Raw genomic sequence first — 14,580 nt, forward strand, 5'->3', positions numbered from 1 at the left:
GGGCCTATAGCCGGGTTTTCCGGGCAGTTACAGGCCGATCAGGGATGCCCGCCACCCGGCGGCGGAGGGGGCATGGAGCCGGTGGTGTGGCTCGGCATCGACTGGCCGCCCGGCAATGTGCCACTGCCCGGCGCGCCGCCGGTGAAGGCCCAGCCCTGCTGCGGTGCGGGCGGTCCCATCAAGCCGCCGCTGGGGGCCACGCGAGGGGCGGATGGATCGACATTCGGACCTGCCACTTCGCGCGGCGGACGGTCACCCGATGTGGCGAGTTGAGGGGCTTCGACCGGCACCGGAGTAACATCGATTTGCGGCGCGTCGGGAGCGATTTGCACTACGGTTTTTTCAGTGCGCGGCGCGGCTGTTGAGACAGGCGTTGCTGCGGCCAGACGCGGGTTTGGTGCAGCTTGGTGCGCTTTAGGTGCATCTAGGTGCTGTTCAGAACCCACTGCAATTTCGGCACTTTTCGGCATATCCGGCGCTGGAGTGGTCTGCTGACCGATCACGACGACCGCAGCGAGACTCGCCGCCAATGCGGCAAACCCTCCGCCAAAAATCAGACGCCGGTTGCGCGGCGGAGCGGGTTCGCTGATCGCCACTGCGGGAGCGAAAGGAATGACCTGCGCGGTGGGTGCAACCGGTTCCGGCACCGCAGCAGCTTCAGGCGCGTGAGCGAACTGCGGCTGCGCGGTGGCCTGCGCCACGATCCGCGCGGCGAGGCCCGGCGGCAGTGCGGGGCGCGGGGCGCGGGAAAGGGCCGCGTCGAGCGCGGCTTCGGTCTGTGCGGGCGAGACGGGAACCTTGCGCGCCATCAGGCCTGCGCCTGAAGATCGGCGCACGAAACATCGCGCGCCTCAAGCAGTCCGCGCATCTGACGACGCGCTCTGAACAGAAGTGATTCCATAGCCTTGATATTGAGATCAAGCACCTGCGCTGCAAGGGCGTTCGAAAAACCTTCGTAATAACAGAGCACTAGCGCGGCCCGATACCGCTCTGGCAAGTCCGCCAAAGCCGCACCCACGGCAACCGCCGCTTGCTCTGCTTCGATTCGCCGGTCCGCCAGTGGCGCATCGTCCGCCGGATCGGGAAGTTCATCGACCGTCACCACACGGAAGCGGCGCTTGCGATCAAAACACAGGTTCATCACCACGCGGTGCAGCCAGCCAACCAGCCCTGCCCCGCTCGGCTGCCAGCGCGGCGCGTTTTGCCAGAGGCGGGTGAAGCAGTCCTGCGTGACGTCCTCAGCCTCTGCCGCATCGGCCAGCATGCGCATGGCCACGCGATAGAGCGCAGGCGAATGGCGTTCGACAAGGATCGAAAAAGCTTCGACCGAGCCGGTCGCGACTTCGCGCATCAGCGCTGAATCGTCGAGAGTTTCGCGGTGGATCGAGTCAGCCGGTTCCAGCAGGCCATCATCGCCCGCCAAAACTTCCGATCTCACGTCGCCGTAGAACGTCAAGGATACCTGCCGTTTTGCACCAATGCCTCTTGCGGGCTGCGCGGCCTTGCCTGCCGGTTCCCACGTGAACGCCGGATTTACCGAGTGCGCAAAAGACACAGCCGCAGATTTTTTCGCAAGGCCCGCGAAGGGTTGCCTGAGTGCCCCCGTTAGACGCGGTGGAGGCCGGACACACGGCGCACAGCCGGACCACCTCCAACCTGTCGATCAACCCGCACGAGTCCTCCTGCGGGTCGCACACTGAATGGCCCGCGCCGACCGCACCCCGGCGCGGGCCAGCTTTTCCTGAATGGATGAGGGGTTTATGGACCATCTTCGCAGCACCACTTTCCTTGCCACGCTGGCTGGAGCGCCCATCGCGCTCGCCCTGCTGGTGCCGCAGGTGGCGCGCGCAGCCACTGACATCAGCGCCGACCGGACCACGCCGGTCAAGACATCGGAGGCGGGCGACGTCTGGATCGGTGATGACGGTTCAATCACGCTGGACAATGGTGGCACGGCAGTGACCGTCGATTCCAACAATACGGTGGGGCTGGATGATGGCGGCTATATCGAGAACACCGGCGGGAACGATGGCGATACCGGCATTCTGGTAAACGCAGGCCGCACCACCGAAATCAGCAACGCGGGCGCGATCACCGTGACCGAGGATTTTACCGCCGAGGACACCGATTCCAACGGCATTGCCGATGGTCCCATCGCTTCTGCCAGCAACCGTTATGGCATCCACGTGGCAGCGGGCGCGGCCAGTGCCGGGTCAATCGAAAATTCAGGCACAATCAAGGTCGATGGCCTGAACTCGGGCGGGATCGTGGTGGATTCAGACTTTTCCGGCGACATTTCCAACACCGGCACGATTGCCGTGCTTGGTGACAACAGCGTGGGCATTTCCACCCGCAATGTGACAGGCGATGTCAGCGTGGAAGGATCGGTCAGCGTGATCGGCGCGGGCGCGCAGGCGGTGGTGCTCAATGGCGATATCGATGGCGCGTTCACCATTCAGGGCACGATTTCCCAAGCCTCGACTTACACCACCGACGACAGCACATCGCTGACGCTTTCGCGCACGGCGCTGCGCACGGGCAAGGCGGTGGTCGAAGTTACCGGCAACGTATCGGACGGCATCCTGCTGGCCGGTGTGCCTTATGATCTGAGCGATACCGACACCGATGAAGACGACGACGGCGTGGCCGATACATCTGAAATCAATGGCTCGATCTCGTCCGTGGGCAACAGCCCGGCGCTGCTGGTGGGCGGCACGGACAATATCGTGATCGGCGGCGCGGTGGCGCGCGATGGCACGTTCTCGCTGGGCATTGACGGCGCAATCACCGCCAGCAGTGTTTACAGCAATACCGATGCCTTCGCCGTGGTGATCGGCGGCAAGGGCGGCACGGTGAGCATGGCCAACGGCATCGGCGTTTCGGGCAGCGTCACCGCCACGACAGTGGACCAGAAGGCCGTGGCGATCCTGATAAATCAGGGCGCGACGGTGCCCAGCCTGACCAACAGCGGCACGATCAGCGCTACGCTCAGTTCGCCGGGCGAAGGCACCGCCTATGCCATTCAGGATCTATCAGGCACGCTGAGCACGATTAACAACAGCGGCTTCATCACGGCTTCGGGATCGAGCACCGACGACCTGCGCGCGATTGACCTTTCAGCCAACACATCGGGCGTGACAATCAAGCAATCGCTGAACGCCATCGACAAGGATGCGCAGGAAGAAGAGCAGGCCGAGGACGATTACGACGCCGACAGCGCCACGGTTTATACCGCGATCACCGGCGACATTCACACCGGCAGCGGCAATGACATGCTGGATGTGGCTTCGGGCCGCATCTATGGCGACAGCTACCTGAACGCCGGGAGCGATTCCGTGCTGCTTTCTGGCGACAGCGGATATGAAGGCGACATCTATTTCGGCACCGGCACCGCCACGATGGGTATGTCGGGCACGTCATACTTCGAAGGCAACGTGGACCTTGCAGGCAGCCTTGGCACGCTGACGCTGGGCGATACCGCGCGGTTTGCGGGCACGCTGAGCAATGCCGATAACCTTGATGTGATCGTCAACGGCGGCAGCTTTGGCGCGAGCGAGGTTGCGGTGCTGCGGTTTGACAGCCTGACTGTGAATTCGGGCGGCGCGCTGAATGTCTATATCGATGGCGAGAAGGGCACGGCATCGCAGATCGTGGTGAACACCGCCAATTTCGCCAGCGGATCAAAGGTTTCGGCGACGATTTCATCGCTGGAAAACGCGGAAGGCAGCTATACCATCCTGACCGCCGGAACGCTGGAAGGATCGCCGACCTTCGATGCCACGACCACCGAACTGCCGGTGCTGTTCAATGGCGATGTGAGCGTGGTGGGCGAGACGCTGGTGCTCGACGTTTCACGCAAGACCGCAACCGAGCTGGGCCTGACGGCACCGCAGTCTGCCGCTTATGAAGCGATCTATACCCAGGCGACAGCAGTGGAATTGCTCGGCAGCAGCCTGTTGCAGGTGGACGATGTGGCCGGGCTGCAAGGCCAGTTCAACCAGTTGCTGCCCGATTACGCAGGCGGCGTGTTCGACTTTGTCACGCGCAGCGGACGCCTCGCCTCGCGGCATCTGATGGACGACAGTTCGCTGTTCGACATCAGCAACGCGGGCGGCTGGCTTGAGCCGATCTACTTCCGTGGCAGCAAGGATGAAACCGGCACGGCTGGCTTCAAGGTCAAGGGCTTTGGCATGTCGAGCGGGATGGAGCGGGTGACCGACATCGGCAACGTGGGCCTGTCGTTCGCCTATACCAAGGGTGACATCGCAACCGGTGATTACCAGACCATCGATGCCAGCAACTATGAACTGGGCGCTTTCTGGCGCATGGCCAGCGGGCCGTTCTATGCCTATGCCAAGGCTTCGGTCGGGCGCGTTTCGCTCAGTTCCACACGCACCTTTACCGGCGAGGTCGATACGGCAACGCTCAGCTATTCGGCGACGGGCAGCTGGAAGGGCTGGACTGCCGGGGCGCAAGGCGGCGCTTCGTATAAGCTCGATCTGGGTAGCGGACTTTCGCTGCGCCCGATGGCAAAGTTCGACTATTATCGCCTGAGCGAGAACGGCTTTACCGAGAGCGGATCGGAAGCGATCTATCTGGAAGTGGCCAAGCGCACATCGAGCCTGCTGACCGGCACCGGCAGCATGACCGCATCGTGGAGCGCGGGCGAAGTGACGCGCGATGCCCGCCCGCTGACGCTGGAACTGGAAGGCGGCTACCGTTCGCGGCTTGCCGGGAAGCTGGGCGATACCGTGGCGAACTTTGAAGACGGGGACCAGTTCCGCCTGACGCCCGATTCCATGAAATCGGGCTGGACCGCCGAAGCGCGCGTGCTGGCGGGCGGGATGGACTATACCTGGCAGTTGGCAGGCGGGGCCGAGCAGATTCAGGGCACTGTCGATTATTCGGTGCGCGGATCGCTGAGCATCGCGTTTTGATGGGATGCGGGGGCGGCTGGCGCTGCCCCCGCTGTTTTTCATGTTACGCCAGCGCATTGGCCTTGGCGATGGCGGCATAGACCGCAGCGCTGGGCTTTGGCGTGCGCACGAAGGTTACCGGATCGACCGAGGCCAGCCCGAATTTGGGCTTGTACCCGAAGATCCATTCGAAGTTGTCTATAAGCGACCAGTGGCAATAGCCAAGGACGGGCACGCCCTGGTCCATCGCCTGCTTCAGGCCCACAAGCGCCGCCGGGATGAGGGTCGCGCGCACAGCATCGCTATCGGTGCCGACGCCATGTTCGGACACCAGCACCGGGCGTCCGGTTACGGCGTGGGCATAGCGCACCGCGCCTGCAAGCGAGCCGGGCCAGACTTCGGCCCCGCCCCAGTTGACCGTTGCGCCAGCAGGCGCAGGAACACGGCCCTTGGCATCCCACATGGCGCGCTCATAATTCTGCACACCGATGAAATCATCCGCTTTGGCAAGTTCCAGCCATGCGCCGTAGAGTTCTGCGCGAATGCGATCACGGATCGAATTGCGACCGACCGCCTGATCATCCAGCATGGCAAGTGAAACGCCGACAGGCAGATTGGGGCGCACCGCCTTGATCGCCGTGCGAGCGGCGGCATGGGCGGCGAGCAGGCCTTTCTGCAAATCGGGCAGGTCTTCGATTCCCGCGACGTTGGCGCAGACAAAGCGCTTTACGCCGAGGCGGCGGGCGGCGGTTTCGATGGTGCGCTTTTGCATGTCCCACACCGGCGGGGGGAGCATCGGTTTGAGGATCAGCAGGATGTTGGGTTCGTTCAGCGTGATGACCGAATGCATCACATCGCCCATCGCCTGCGTGACGCGGGTGCAATAGCGGGCAAAAAGTTCGGTGCTTTCCGGGTTCGTCCAGCCACCTTGCGCGCTGAACCAGAGCGGCGCGGTGAAGTGGCTGTAGGTGACGATGGGGGCCAGCCCGCGCGCCCGGCAGCCTTCGATCACGCGGCGGTAGTGGGCGAGCATCGCGGGGCTGAAACGCCCTTTCTCAGGTTCGATGCGCGCCCATTCAATGCCGAAGCGGTAGCTGTTCAGGCCAAGATCGCGCGCAAGATCAAGGTCGCGTTCCCACAACAAGAAACTGTTGGCCGCATCGCCCGATGGCTCGGCAAAGATGGTGGGCTGCTGGTTTTCCAGAAACCACAGGTCCGAGGAGGTGTTGTTGCCCTCAATCTGGTGCGGTGCGGTGGCCGCGCCCCACAGGAAGCCCGACGGGAAAGCTTTGGAAGCGGCTTTGCCTTGCGGTGTGCGGGCGATGGCGGGCGTTGCGGCCAGTGCCATGCCCCCGGCAAGGGCGGTGCGGCGATCAAACATGGACTCTCCCGTAGAAATGCTTTGATTCCATCGTATCGGATTTTGTCCATCACGAGAAATAGCATATTGTCGGCCTGCCATCGCCTGAGCCTATGCATCGCAACCGCCAAACCTAACGGCCATTGTCATGGGCATGACAGGACTGTTGTGTGGGAGTCAGCCCCGCCAAAGCGCATTGTCACCCCGTAGCCGCCAACACGATGCGGCAGGTTTATCGAGGGGTGTCGGTCCATGTTTCGCAAGATCAGGTTTATCGCTTCTGTTGCCCTTGCCGCAGGTCTGCTGGGGGGCATTCCGATGGCTGCACAGGCAGCCGACAAGGAACCACCGGTTTCGCTGACCAAGTGTGACAAGGCCATCGGGTCGGTCGCGCTGGTGGATGGCGATACGCAGGGGTGGACCAAGTATGGCCTCAGTTCCCCGCGTGAGCTGATCGCCGCGATGGCGCGTGAATCCGGGTGCTTTACCCTGCATGATCCGGCCAGCGGCAAGCCTGCCACGTTCCTGATGAACGTGATTGCGGGTGACAAGGAAGAGGTCGACAAGTCCATCGAGACGGCCAAGGGCGTGGCGATGGAAGGGCTTGTGCGGTCTGGCGCGGCCAGCGGCCTGATCCGCGGCGTTCCAGGTGCGGGCGCGATGATGGGCATGTTCGGGGGCTTTGGCGGCAAAAAGAAGGTTGTGGCCGCCGGCATCCGCCTGATCAGCCCGGCCAGCGGGCAGACCGTCGCGCAAGGGGCTGGCGAGGTGAAGAAAACCTCGATCTCGTTTGGTGGCGCAGGCGGCACGATTGGCGCTGTGGCCAATGGCGCAACCGGCGCGGCCTATGCCGGGAGCAAGGACGGGCAGATGCTGATTGAGGCCTTCATCAAGGCGTTCAACGGCGTTTCGGCGCAAGGCCCGGCGCTGGCCTCGATGGTCCCGGCGGCGGCAGCGGCTGCCCCTGCCCCATCGGCTTCGGCTGTGACCGCCGTCGATACCAAGATGTTCGCTTCGGCCGATACCAAGTCTGCAACGCTCCGCACCGTGCGCGCCGGAACCGCTCTCACCCCCACCGGGCAGCGCACGGGTCTTTTGATCGAGGTCAGTGACAGCTTTGGCACAAAAGGCTGGGTCTCGGTTGAGGACATGCGCTGACTTTCGCGAGAAACTGAGCAGTTGCAAGACCACCGTCCGGCGTGAATAGATCACGTCGGGCGGTCTGGTCTGCGGAATGGATCACGCCGGGGTGCAAGGCTGATGGGCAATCTGAACATCCTCTATGTAGAGGACGATCCGCGCGCAGCGGACGCGGTGCAGGCGCTGATCTGCGCCGATGGGGACCGGCTGGCGTGGGAGCAGACCGGCACGGCAGGCCTGCAACGGGCCGGAGCAGAGCCGTTTGACGTGATCATCCTTGACCGGATGCTGCCCGATCTTGATGGGCTGACCATCGTATCGCGCCTGCGCGCCGCGGGCGTGGGCACGCCGGTGCTGATGCTGAGTGCGCTGGGGCGCAGCGAAAACCGGATCGAAGGGCTGGACGCCGGGGTGGATGACTACCTTGCCAAGCCTTACGAGCCGCAGGAACTGGTGGCGCGGGTGCGGGCACTGCACCGGCGGGCGGCAGGCGCGGTGCATGGGGCGGTGATCATCTACGGCGCGTTCGAATGCCACGTAAAGGCGCGCACCGGATTTCGTGGCGGCAAGCACATCCCGCTGTCCCCGCGCGAATTTGCGCTGTTCCGCTATTTCATGGAAAACGCGGGCGAAACGGTGACGCGCGAAATGCTGCTGCGCGATGTGTGGAACATGAACTTCGATCCGCAGACCAACGTGGTGGACGTGAACATCGGGCGGCTGCGGCGCAAGCTGGAGGACGGCTTTGCCGCACCCGCGCTGGAAACCATCTGGGGCGCGGGATACCGGCTGACGAGAGGGGAATGAGCGCAGCACGGCCCTTGCGGCGCGGCAAGCGCTCGATCTTCGGACAGTTTACCGCTGCGGCCATCCTGATTGCAGTGATTGCGGTGGTGGTGCTGTTTGCGGTGACCACGATCACCGTGCAGCGCCAGACGCGAGCGTCGCTGTCCGCCACGGTCTCCACCGACATGGCCGGGCTTATCGACATATACGCCACGGGCGGGCGTGAGGAACTGCTGCGCCGCGTGGCGGACCGGCAGGCGGTGGTGAGCCTTGATGCGCGGCGATCACACTATCTGCTGGCGAATGCGGCCGGAAAGCCGCTGGCGGGGGATCAGCCGCGCTGGCCGCAAATCAACGCCGCACGTTCGGAACAAGGGTTCATCACGCTGGCCGATGGCACAGCGGTTTATGCCCAAGGAGCCATGCTGGCGCCCGATCTGCAACTGCTGGTGGCGCGCGAATATCAACGCGATCGTGCGGCGCTGGTCGTGCTGTCCGCCGCGTTTCTGGGTGTAGGGGCGGCGATTGTGGGGGCGGTGGCGCTGGTGGCGTGGATCACCGCGCGGCATCTGGCCCGGCGCATGAACGCGGTGAACGCAGCGCTGGGGGCCGCCGCTGATGGCCGTGCGGCCAGCTTTCCCGCTCGCCAGCGCGGGGGCGACGAGATTGACGAGATGGCAGGCCACGGTACGCGGTTGCTGGCACGGCAGGCGCAATTGCTGAAAGCCTACAAGCAGGTGTCCGAACATGTGGCGCACGAGATCCGCACGCCGCTGATGCATCTGGATAATCGGCTGGGCGCGGTGATGAAGGAACGACCCGAACCGCCCGGCGGACCGCTGGCCCATGCGCGCGAGGACATTCGCGGCATTGCCACGATGCTCGATTCGCTGCTCGACATTGCGTCTGCCGAAAGCCGCAGGGGCGATCTGGCGGGGCTGGCAGAGCTTGATCTGAGCGCGCTGCTGACCGGGCTTGCCGAACTGTATGAGGCAAGCGCAGAGGAAAGCGGCCTTACGTTCGAAACTGCCATCGCGCCGGGTGTGACCATGCTGGGCGAGCGCATGCAGATCACGCGGCTTGTCTCAAACCTGCTCGACAACGCGATAAAGTATGTGCCCGAAGGCGGGCATGTGCGGCTGACGCTTTCCCCCGGTCCGCGCGTGGCGGTGGAGGACGATGGCCCCGGCATCCCGCGCGATCAGCATGAGCGCATCTTCCAGCGCTTTGCCCGTGCCACGCTGCCCGGCGAGAAGCCGGGCCACGGCCTTGGCCTCGCGCTGTCCCGCGCCATTGCGCAGCGCCACGGCATGCTGCTGCGGCTGGGCGATGGTCCAACCGGCGCGCAATTCATTCTGGAGCCTGCACCATGACGATGAAACCAATAGCGCTGTTCACACTTGCCGCGCTGCTGGGTGGTTGCATGGCTGGCACGTCCGCATCGGCGGAACGGTCGCTTCCCGCAGCGACAGAACGTGCCGAAGCCGTAGCACAATTGCTGGCGCTGGCTGATGCGGCGCAGGGCCAGCCGCAGCGCCTTGGCACGTTGATCGCCACGCTTGATGCGATGGGCGCAAAGCCGCTTGAAGGTTCCGCCGATCCCGTGGCGCAATGGCGCGCGCAGGCCGAAATGCCCAACTCGCCGCCCTATCGCGGGCGTGTTCTTGGCCCTGCCTACAAGGCTGGGAAGCTGAACCCCGGCGCCACGGTCCGCCTGCCGCAATTGTTCGACGGGGGCCGCGCGGCGCGGGTGGCCGTGGCGACGCCAGACAAGGCCCCGCTCGATTTCACGGTGCTTGACCGCGAGGCCAAGCCGGTCTGCCCTCCCGCCAAGGCGCGCAGCCGCGAATGCAGCTGGACCCCGCTGTTCAGCGGCAGGTTCGAGATCGTGCTGAGCAATACATCGAGCAATGAGGCGGGATACTACCTCGTCATCGACTGAGCGATGGCCGCTGCTTCCACCGGCGTATCCACTGGCTCGTCGCGATCCTTGCGTTCGGAATAGCGATCGACCAGCTGGTCTGCGTGTGGCCGCAGCAGCACGGTAAAGCGCACCAGCTCTTCCATGACATCGACGATCCGGTCGTAATAGGCTGATGGCTTCATCCGCCCGCCCTCGTCAAACTCGTCATAAGCTTTGGCCACGGACGACTGGTTGGGGATCGTGAACATCCGCATCCAGCGGCCAAGTATGCGCAAGGTATTGACGCTGTTGAACGATTGCGAACCGGCGCAAACCTGCATGACCGCAAGCGCGCGCCCCTGTGTGGGACGCAGGCCCTTGTAGGCCAAAGGCAGGTGATCGATCTGCGCTTTCATGATGCCGGTGATCTGGCCGTGGCGTTCCGGGCTGCACCAGACCTGCGCCTCTGACCACAGCGCATGTTCGCGCAGTTCATGCACGGCGGGGTGATCGTCACCCCTGACCTGATCGGGCAATGGCAGATCGAACGGATCGAAAATGCGCGTTTCGCACCCGAAGAACTGCAGCAAGCGGGCCGATTCCTCCACAGCGAGCCGGGAGAACGACCGGTCCCGCAAGGAACCGTAGAGCAGCAGGACACGCGGCGGGGGATCGAGCGCGCCCAGCCCGAGGGCGGGTTTGCGATGGGCGTATTCGGGCTTCAGCGCGGGCAGATGGTCGGCATCTATCAGCGTGCGCAGGCGCGTGAAATCGGCGGAATTCATGCGCGGCTGTCCGCTGGAACCGTATCGGGAAACCAGCGCCGCCCGAACCAGAAGGCAACGTTGACCAAGAGGATCAGCACCGGCACTTCCACCAGCGGGCCGATCACTGCGGCAAAAGCAACCGGTGAGGCAAGGCCGAAGGCCGCAATGGCCACCGCAATCGCCAGTTCGAAATTGTTGCCCGCAGCGGTGAAAGCCACGGCGGTGGTGCGCGGATAATCGCTGGCGATCAGCTTGCCCATGAAGAAGCTGATGCTGAACTGCACCACGAAGTAGATCGTCAGCGGAATGGCGATGCGCAGGGCGTCCCCCGGCAGCGTGACGATTTCGTTGCCCTTCAGGCTGAACATGGCAACGATGGTGAACAGCAGCGCGACCAGCGTGATCGGGCCGATTTTCGGCAGGAAAGTCCGCTCGTACCATTCCTCGCCCTTGGCTTTTGCCAGCCATTTGCGGGTGAGGAACCCGGCGAGGAACGGGATGCCAAGATAGATCAGCACCGCTTCGGCAATGGTCCAGAAGCTGACATCGATCACGCTGCCTTCCAGCCCGAACAGCGGCGGCAGGAACGAGAGGAAAAACCACGCATAGAGGCTGAAAAACAGGATCTGGAAGATCGAATTGAACGCGACCAGTGCGGCAACATACTGGTTGTCACCTTTGGCCAACTGGTTCCAGACGATGACCATAGCGATGCAGCGGGCAAGGCCAATCAGGATCAGCCCGGTCATGTATTCGGGCTTGTCGCTGAGGAAGATGACGGCCAGCGCGAACATCAGCACCGGGCCGATGATCCAGTTCTGAATCAGTGAAATCGCCAGCACGCGCTTGTCCTCAAACACGCGCGGCAGTTCATCGTAGCGCACGCGCGCAAGGGGCGGGTACATCATCAGGATCAGGCCGACGGCGATGGGGATATTGGTGCTGCCCCATGACAGGCTGTCGATGGCCGCAGGCAGCCAATCGAAAGCCGAAGCCAGCCCGACGCCAAGCGCCATCGCGAGGAATATCCACAAAGTAAGATAGCGGTCGAGGAACGACAGGCGTTCGCGCTGGGGCTGATCGGTCATGGTTGTTCCTTGCGTCAGTTGCCGACGCGATTGCCTGCGGCGTCCACCACCCGTTCACCGTCTTCCTTGGCAAAGGCGGCGCGCTGTGCCGCCGGGATCAGATCGAGCACTTCTTCCGAAGGACGGCACAGCTTTACGCCAAGCGGCGAGACTACCAGCGGGCGGTTGATCAGCACGGGATGTGCCATCATCGCATCGATCAGGTCCGCATCTGTCAGATCGGGGTTGCTCAGGCCAAGATCGGCAAAGGGCGTGCCTTTTTCTCGCAGCAGCGCACGCGGGCTGATACCGGCGCGCGCGATCAGGCTTTCCAGCAAGGCGCGCGATGGCGGCGTTTTCAGGTATTCCACCACGTGCGGTTCGATCCCGGCGTTGCGGATCATCGCCAAAGCGTTGCGCGACGTGCCGCATTCGGGGTTATGGTAGATCACGATGTCGGTCATGCTTGATGCTCCGGTGCGGGGGTTCACGCAGGGTTGCAAGTTATGGTGCCGAGCAGATCGGCACACATTTCGGGCGCGCCCTGGCAGCAATCCTGCATCAGGAAAGCCAGCAACCGGCGCATTCCGGCAAAATCGGTGCGGTAATGGATGAGGCGGCTTTCGCGTTCAGACTGGACCAGCCCGGCGCGTTCCAGCGTGGCCAGATGGTGCGACAGGGTGGAAGGCGGCACGCCCAGATGTTCGGCAATAGCGCCAGCAATCATGCCATCAGGGCCTGACTGAACCAGCAACCGGAACACGGCCAACCGCGTCTCATGCGCCAGTGCGCCAAGCGCATCGACGGCCCAATCCTGCGGTTCAAGATCGCTCATCACACCACCTTTCGAGAAGTATGGAAATATCATGGCAAACAGATGCGTCAAACGGTAATTCGAAAGAAGTCGAATTATGCTTGGTTGCTGTCCGGCGATTCCGGGTAGGTTGAAGAATGCGCTCTCAGCGCTTTTCCCGACTGTCCGCAGATGTTCGCGCGACAGTTTCTGGAGGCCCGAGCCGGAATCGAACCGGCGTAAACGGATTTGCAATCCGGTGCGTAACCACTCCGCCATCGGGCCTCGATCGCAGGTGTCTTGCGTGGTTCGGGGCGGTTAGCCGGAACGGGGCGGTGTCGCAAGTGGTTCTTGCGCCGGGTTCAGGTGGTTGGGGCGAAAGTCAGGCGGCGCTTGGTGGAGTCGACTGCTTCGAGGCGCAAGTCCAGGCGCTGGCCGGGGGTGGCATTGGGGATCTTGGCGCGAGCGACCACCGGCAGATCAATCAGTTGAACGCGGGCCGAATCGCCATCGGCGTCGGTGATGCAGGCGGCGAAGTGTTCCCCGGTGCGGCCGTGGAGCATGACAGTTTCGGCAAGGTCGATCACCGCGCGTTCGATCTGCCCGGACAGCGCGCCGGATCGGGCCATGACGGTGGGCAGGCGCTGGAAGGCGTCTGCGACTTCTGCAGGGACGGGCTGGCCTTGGACGACGGCGAGAGTGGCGCGGATCACATAGCGGTCTGCCAGACGGCGCAACGGGGCGGTGGCGTGGACATAAGTGGCGGCGATGGCTTCGTGCCACGGTGTTTCGCCCGCTGTCCACGGTGCATAGCCCGCGCCGTTGCCCGCGCGGCGGACGGCGAGCATGAAGGCGGCGTGGTGCGGGTTCGTCTGATCGAGGCGGCGTTCGAGTGACTTCAATTCTTCGCCGTGTTCCCACGCGATGCCCAATCCTGCGGCAGTGGTGCGCAGGCGGGACACGGCGCGCTGGTCTGGCCCGGCCATGACGCGGAACAGGCCGGTGCCCGCCTGATGCAGTGCATCGGCGATGGCGAGGTTTGCCGAGAGCGACATGGCCGCATTGCGGCGTTCGGATGGCAGCAGCGGGCGGAAGGCGAGCGCATAGCGGCCATCGCCCAAGGCTTCGACTTCCTGTTCGGGCGGATCAACGCGAGCGGCCCCGCGCGATGCTTCGGCAGCGTTCACGCGCCGCGCGTATTCGGCGAAAGCGGGTGGAAGTTCGGCGTCCTGCACCGCATCGTAGGCGAGCTTGGCGCGGCTGCGGATCAGCGCGCGTTCGGCATGATCGAGGCGCGCGGTGCCATCGGGGGCGAGGCGCACGGTGAAGACCACCGCCGGGCGCGGGCCATCGGGCAGGAGGCTGGCGGCGCGTTCAGACAGGACCGAGGGATAGAGGCCGGCCTTGCCATCGGGAAGATAGAGCGTCTCGCCGCGCTTCCACCCTTCGGCATCGACTGCATCGCCATCGTCCACAAACCATGCGACATCAGCGATGGCATAGTGGAGGATCAGGTCTGCGCCCGATTGTTCGATCCACAGGGCCTGATCGAGGTCGGTGCTGCTGGCGGGATCGAGCGTAACGAAGGGGATGGCGGTGCGGTCAACATGCGCCGTGGGCGCGCGCATTGCCGATGCCTCGGCCACGGCCAGCACTTGCGGCGGGAAGCCCTGCGGCACTTGGTACTGCTGGCGGATCGCGGCGAGGCCAGCGGTGAGCGCGCCGGACGGATCGTGTATGGCCTTCATGCTGGCAGGCTTAGCAGCAGATCACGGATCGACAAATTCTGCTGGCCGCTTTTCCATTCCGGCGCGCACGGCTTCCATCTGGTTCTTCGAATACATCAGT

13 protein-coding genes and 1 tRNA gene are annotated in these 14,580 nt (G+C 63.8%); 5 read left to right on the plus strand and 9 right to left on the minus strand.

What is annotated here, in order from left to right:
* Window positions 1–38: 38 nt before the first annotated feature.
* Window positions 39–836 carry a hypothetical protein gene (locus Q8R81_RS11465; RefSeq protein WP_305617914.1) on the minus strand — a complete coding sequence of 266 codons (798 nt, stop codon included), beginning with the start codon at window positions 834–836 and terminating at the stop codon, window positions 39–41.
* Window positions 809–1,438 (minus strand): RNA polymerase sigma factor, encoded by a 630-nt coding sequence (locus Q8R81_RS11470; protein WP_305617916.1) that lies wholly within the window; start codon window positions 1,436–1,438, stop codon window positions 809–811. The genes Q8R81_RS11465 and Q8R81_RS11470 overlap by 28 nt, the downstream gene beginning before the upstream one ends.
* A 322-nt stretch (window positions 1,439–1,760) precedes the next feature.
* Here Q8R81_RS11470 and Q8R81_RS11475 point away from each other — a divergent pair, with 322 nt between their 5' ends.
* On the plus strand, window positions 1,761–4,937 hold the full coding sequence (locus Q8R81_RS11475) for an autotransporter domain-containing protein (protein ID WP_305617918.1): 3,177 nt from the start codon (window positions 1,761–1,763) through the stop codon (window positions 4,935–4,937).
* Window positions 4,938–4,980: 43 nt separating this feature from the next.
* Here the strand turns inward: Q8R81_RS11475 and Q8R81_RS11480 are convergent, their stop codons facing one another.
* Window positions 4,981–6,297, minus strand: coding sequence for a family 1 glycosylhydrolase (locus Q8R81_RS11480; RefSeq protein WP_305617920.1), 1,317 nt, complete (start codon window positions 6,295–6,297; stop codon window positions 4,981–4,983).
* 297 nt (window positions 6,298–6,594) lie between these two features.
* Here Q8R81_RS11480 and Q8R81_RS11485 point away from each other — a divergent pair, with 297 nt between their 5' ends.
* The 4 genes from Q8R81_RS11485 (at window position 6,595) to Q8R81_RS11500 (ending at window position 10,144) form a co-directional block, all read left to right on the plus strand.
* Entirely contained in the window at window positions 6,595–7,434 is an 840-nt protein-coding gene (locus Q8R81_RS11485; protein WP_305617921.1) for an SH3 domain-containing protein, read from the plus strand.
* Between the two features lie 102 nt (window positions 7,435–7,536).
* On the plus strand, window positions 7,537–8,223 hold the full coding sequence (locus Q8R81_RS11490) for a response regulator transcription factor (protein WP_305617923.1): 687 nt from the start codon (window positions 7,537–7,539) through the stop codon (window positions 8,221–8,223).
* The gene (locus Q8R81_RS11495) at window positions 8,220–9,575 is read left to right on the plus strand and encodes a HAMP domain-containing sensor histidine kinase (RefSeq protein WP_305617925.1); all 1,356 of its coding nucleotides are present in this window, start codon (window positions 8,220–8,222) and stop codon (window positions 9,573–9,575) included. The genes Q8R81_RS11490 and Q8R81_RS11495 overlap by 4 nt, the downstream gene beginning before the upstream one ends.
* Window positions 9,572–10,144 (plus strand): hypothetical protein, encoded by a 573-nt coding sequence (locus Q8R81_RS11500; RefSeq protein ID WP_305617926.1) that lies wholly within the window; start codon window positions 9,572–9,574, stop codon window positions 10,142–10,144. The genes Q8R81_RS11495 and Q8R81_RS11500 overlap by 4 nt, the downstream gene beginning before the upstream one ends.
* Here Q8R81_RS11500 and arsH read toward each other — a convergent pair.
* The 6 genes from arsH to Q8R81_RS11530 form a co-directional block, all read right to left on the minus strand.
* Window positions 10,126–10,890 carry an arsenical resistance protein ArsH gene (arsH, locus tag Q8R81_RS11505; RefSeq protein WP_305617928.1) on the minus strand — a complete coding sequence of 255 codons (765 nt, stop codon included), beginning with the start codon at window positions 10,888–10,890 and terminating at the stop codon, window positions 10,126–10,128. The two genes, Q8R81_RS11500 and arsH, sit on opposite strands and share 19 nt — an antisense overlap.
* A complete protein-coding gene (gene arsB / locus Q8R81_RS11510; protein ID WP_305617930.1) occupies window positions 10,887–11,960 on the minus strand; it encodes an ACR3 family arsenite efflux transporter in 1,074 nt (357 codons plus the stop codon). The genes arsH and arsB overlap by 4 nt, the downstream gene beginning before the upstream one ends.
* Before the next feature lie 14 nt (window positions 11,961–11,974).
* Entirely contained in the window at window positions 11,975–12,403 is a 429-nt protein-coding gene (arsC, locus tag Q8R81_RS11515; protein WP_305617932.1) for an arsenate reductase (glutaredoxin), read from the minus strand.
* Window positions 12,404–12,426: 23 nt separating this feature from the next.
* Window positions 12,427–12,774, minus strand: a complete 348-nt coding sequence (locus Q8R81_RS11520) for a helix-turn-helix transcriptional regulator (RefSeq protein WP_305617934.1) — start codon at window positions 12,772–12,774, stop codon at window positions 12,427–12,429.
* A gap of 169 nt (window positions 12,775–12,943) precedes the next feature.
* Window positions 12,944–13,017 (minus strand) — tRNA-Cys (locus tag Q8R81_RS11525).
* 77 nt (window positions 13,018–13,094) lie between these two features.
* Window positions 13,095–14,480, minus strand: a complete 1,386-nt coding sequence (locus Q8R81_RS11530) for an RNB domain-containing ribonuclease (RefSeq protein WP_305617936.1) — start codon at window positions 14,478–14,480, stop codon at window positions 13,095–13,097.
* Window positions 14,481–14,580: the final 100 nt, after the last annotated feature.

The organism is Novosphingobium sp. (genome assembly GCF_030696665.1).
Classification (GTDB): Bacteria; Pseudomonadota; Alphaproteobacteria; order Sphingomonadales; family Sphingomonadaceae; genus Novosphingobium.

Coding starts and splice junctions, on each gene's coding strand:
- Q8R81_RS11475 (WP_305617918.1), top strand. CDS start 1,761: ATGGACCATCTTCGCAGCACCACTTTCCTTGCCACGCTGGCTGGAGCG.
- Q8R81_RS11480 (WP_305617920.1), bottom strand. CDS start 6,297: ATGTTTGATCGCCGCACCGCCCTTGCCGGGGGCATGGCACTGGCCGCA.
- Q8R81_RS11485 (WP_305617921.1), top strand. CDS start 6,595: ATGGCTGCACAGGCAGCCGACAAGGAACCACCGGTTTCGCTGACCAAG.
- Q8R81_RS11490 (WP_305617923.1), top strand. CDS start 7,537: ATGGGCAATCTGAACATCCTCTATGTAGAGGACGATCCGCGCGCAGCG.
- Q8R81_RS11495 (WP_305617925.1), top strand. CDS start 8,220: ATGAGCGCAGCACGGCCCTTGCGGCGCGGCAAGCGCTCGATCTTCGGA.
- Q8R81_RS11500 (WP_305617926.1), top strand. CDS start 9,572: ATGACGATGAAACCAATAGCGCTGTTCACACTTGCCGCGCTGCTGGGT.
- arsH (WP_305617928.1), bottom strand. CDS start 10,890: ATGAATTCCGCCGATTTCACGCGCCTGCGCACGCTGATAGATGCCGAC.
- arsB (WP_305617930.1), bottom strand. CDS start 11,960: ATGACCGATCAGCCCCAGCGCGAACGCCTGTCGTTCCTCGACCGCTAT.
- arsC (WP_305617932.1), bottom strand. CDS start 12,403: ATGACCGACATCGTGATCTACCATAACCCCGAATGCGGCACGTCGCGC.
- Q8R81_RS11520 (WP_305617934.1), bottom strand. CDS start 12,774: ATGAGCGATCTTGAACCGCAGGATTGGGCCGTCGATGCGCTTGGCGCA.
- Q8R81_RS11530 (WP_305617936.1), bottom strand. CDS start 14,480: ATGAAGGCCATACACGATCCGTCCGGCGCGCTCACCGCTGGCCTCGCC.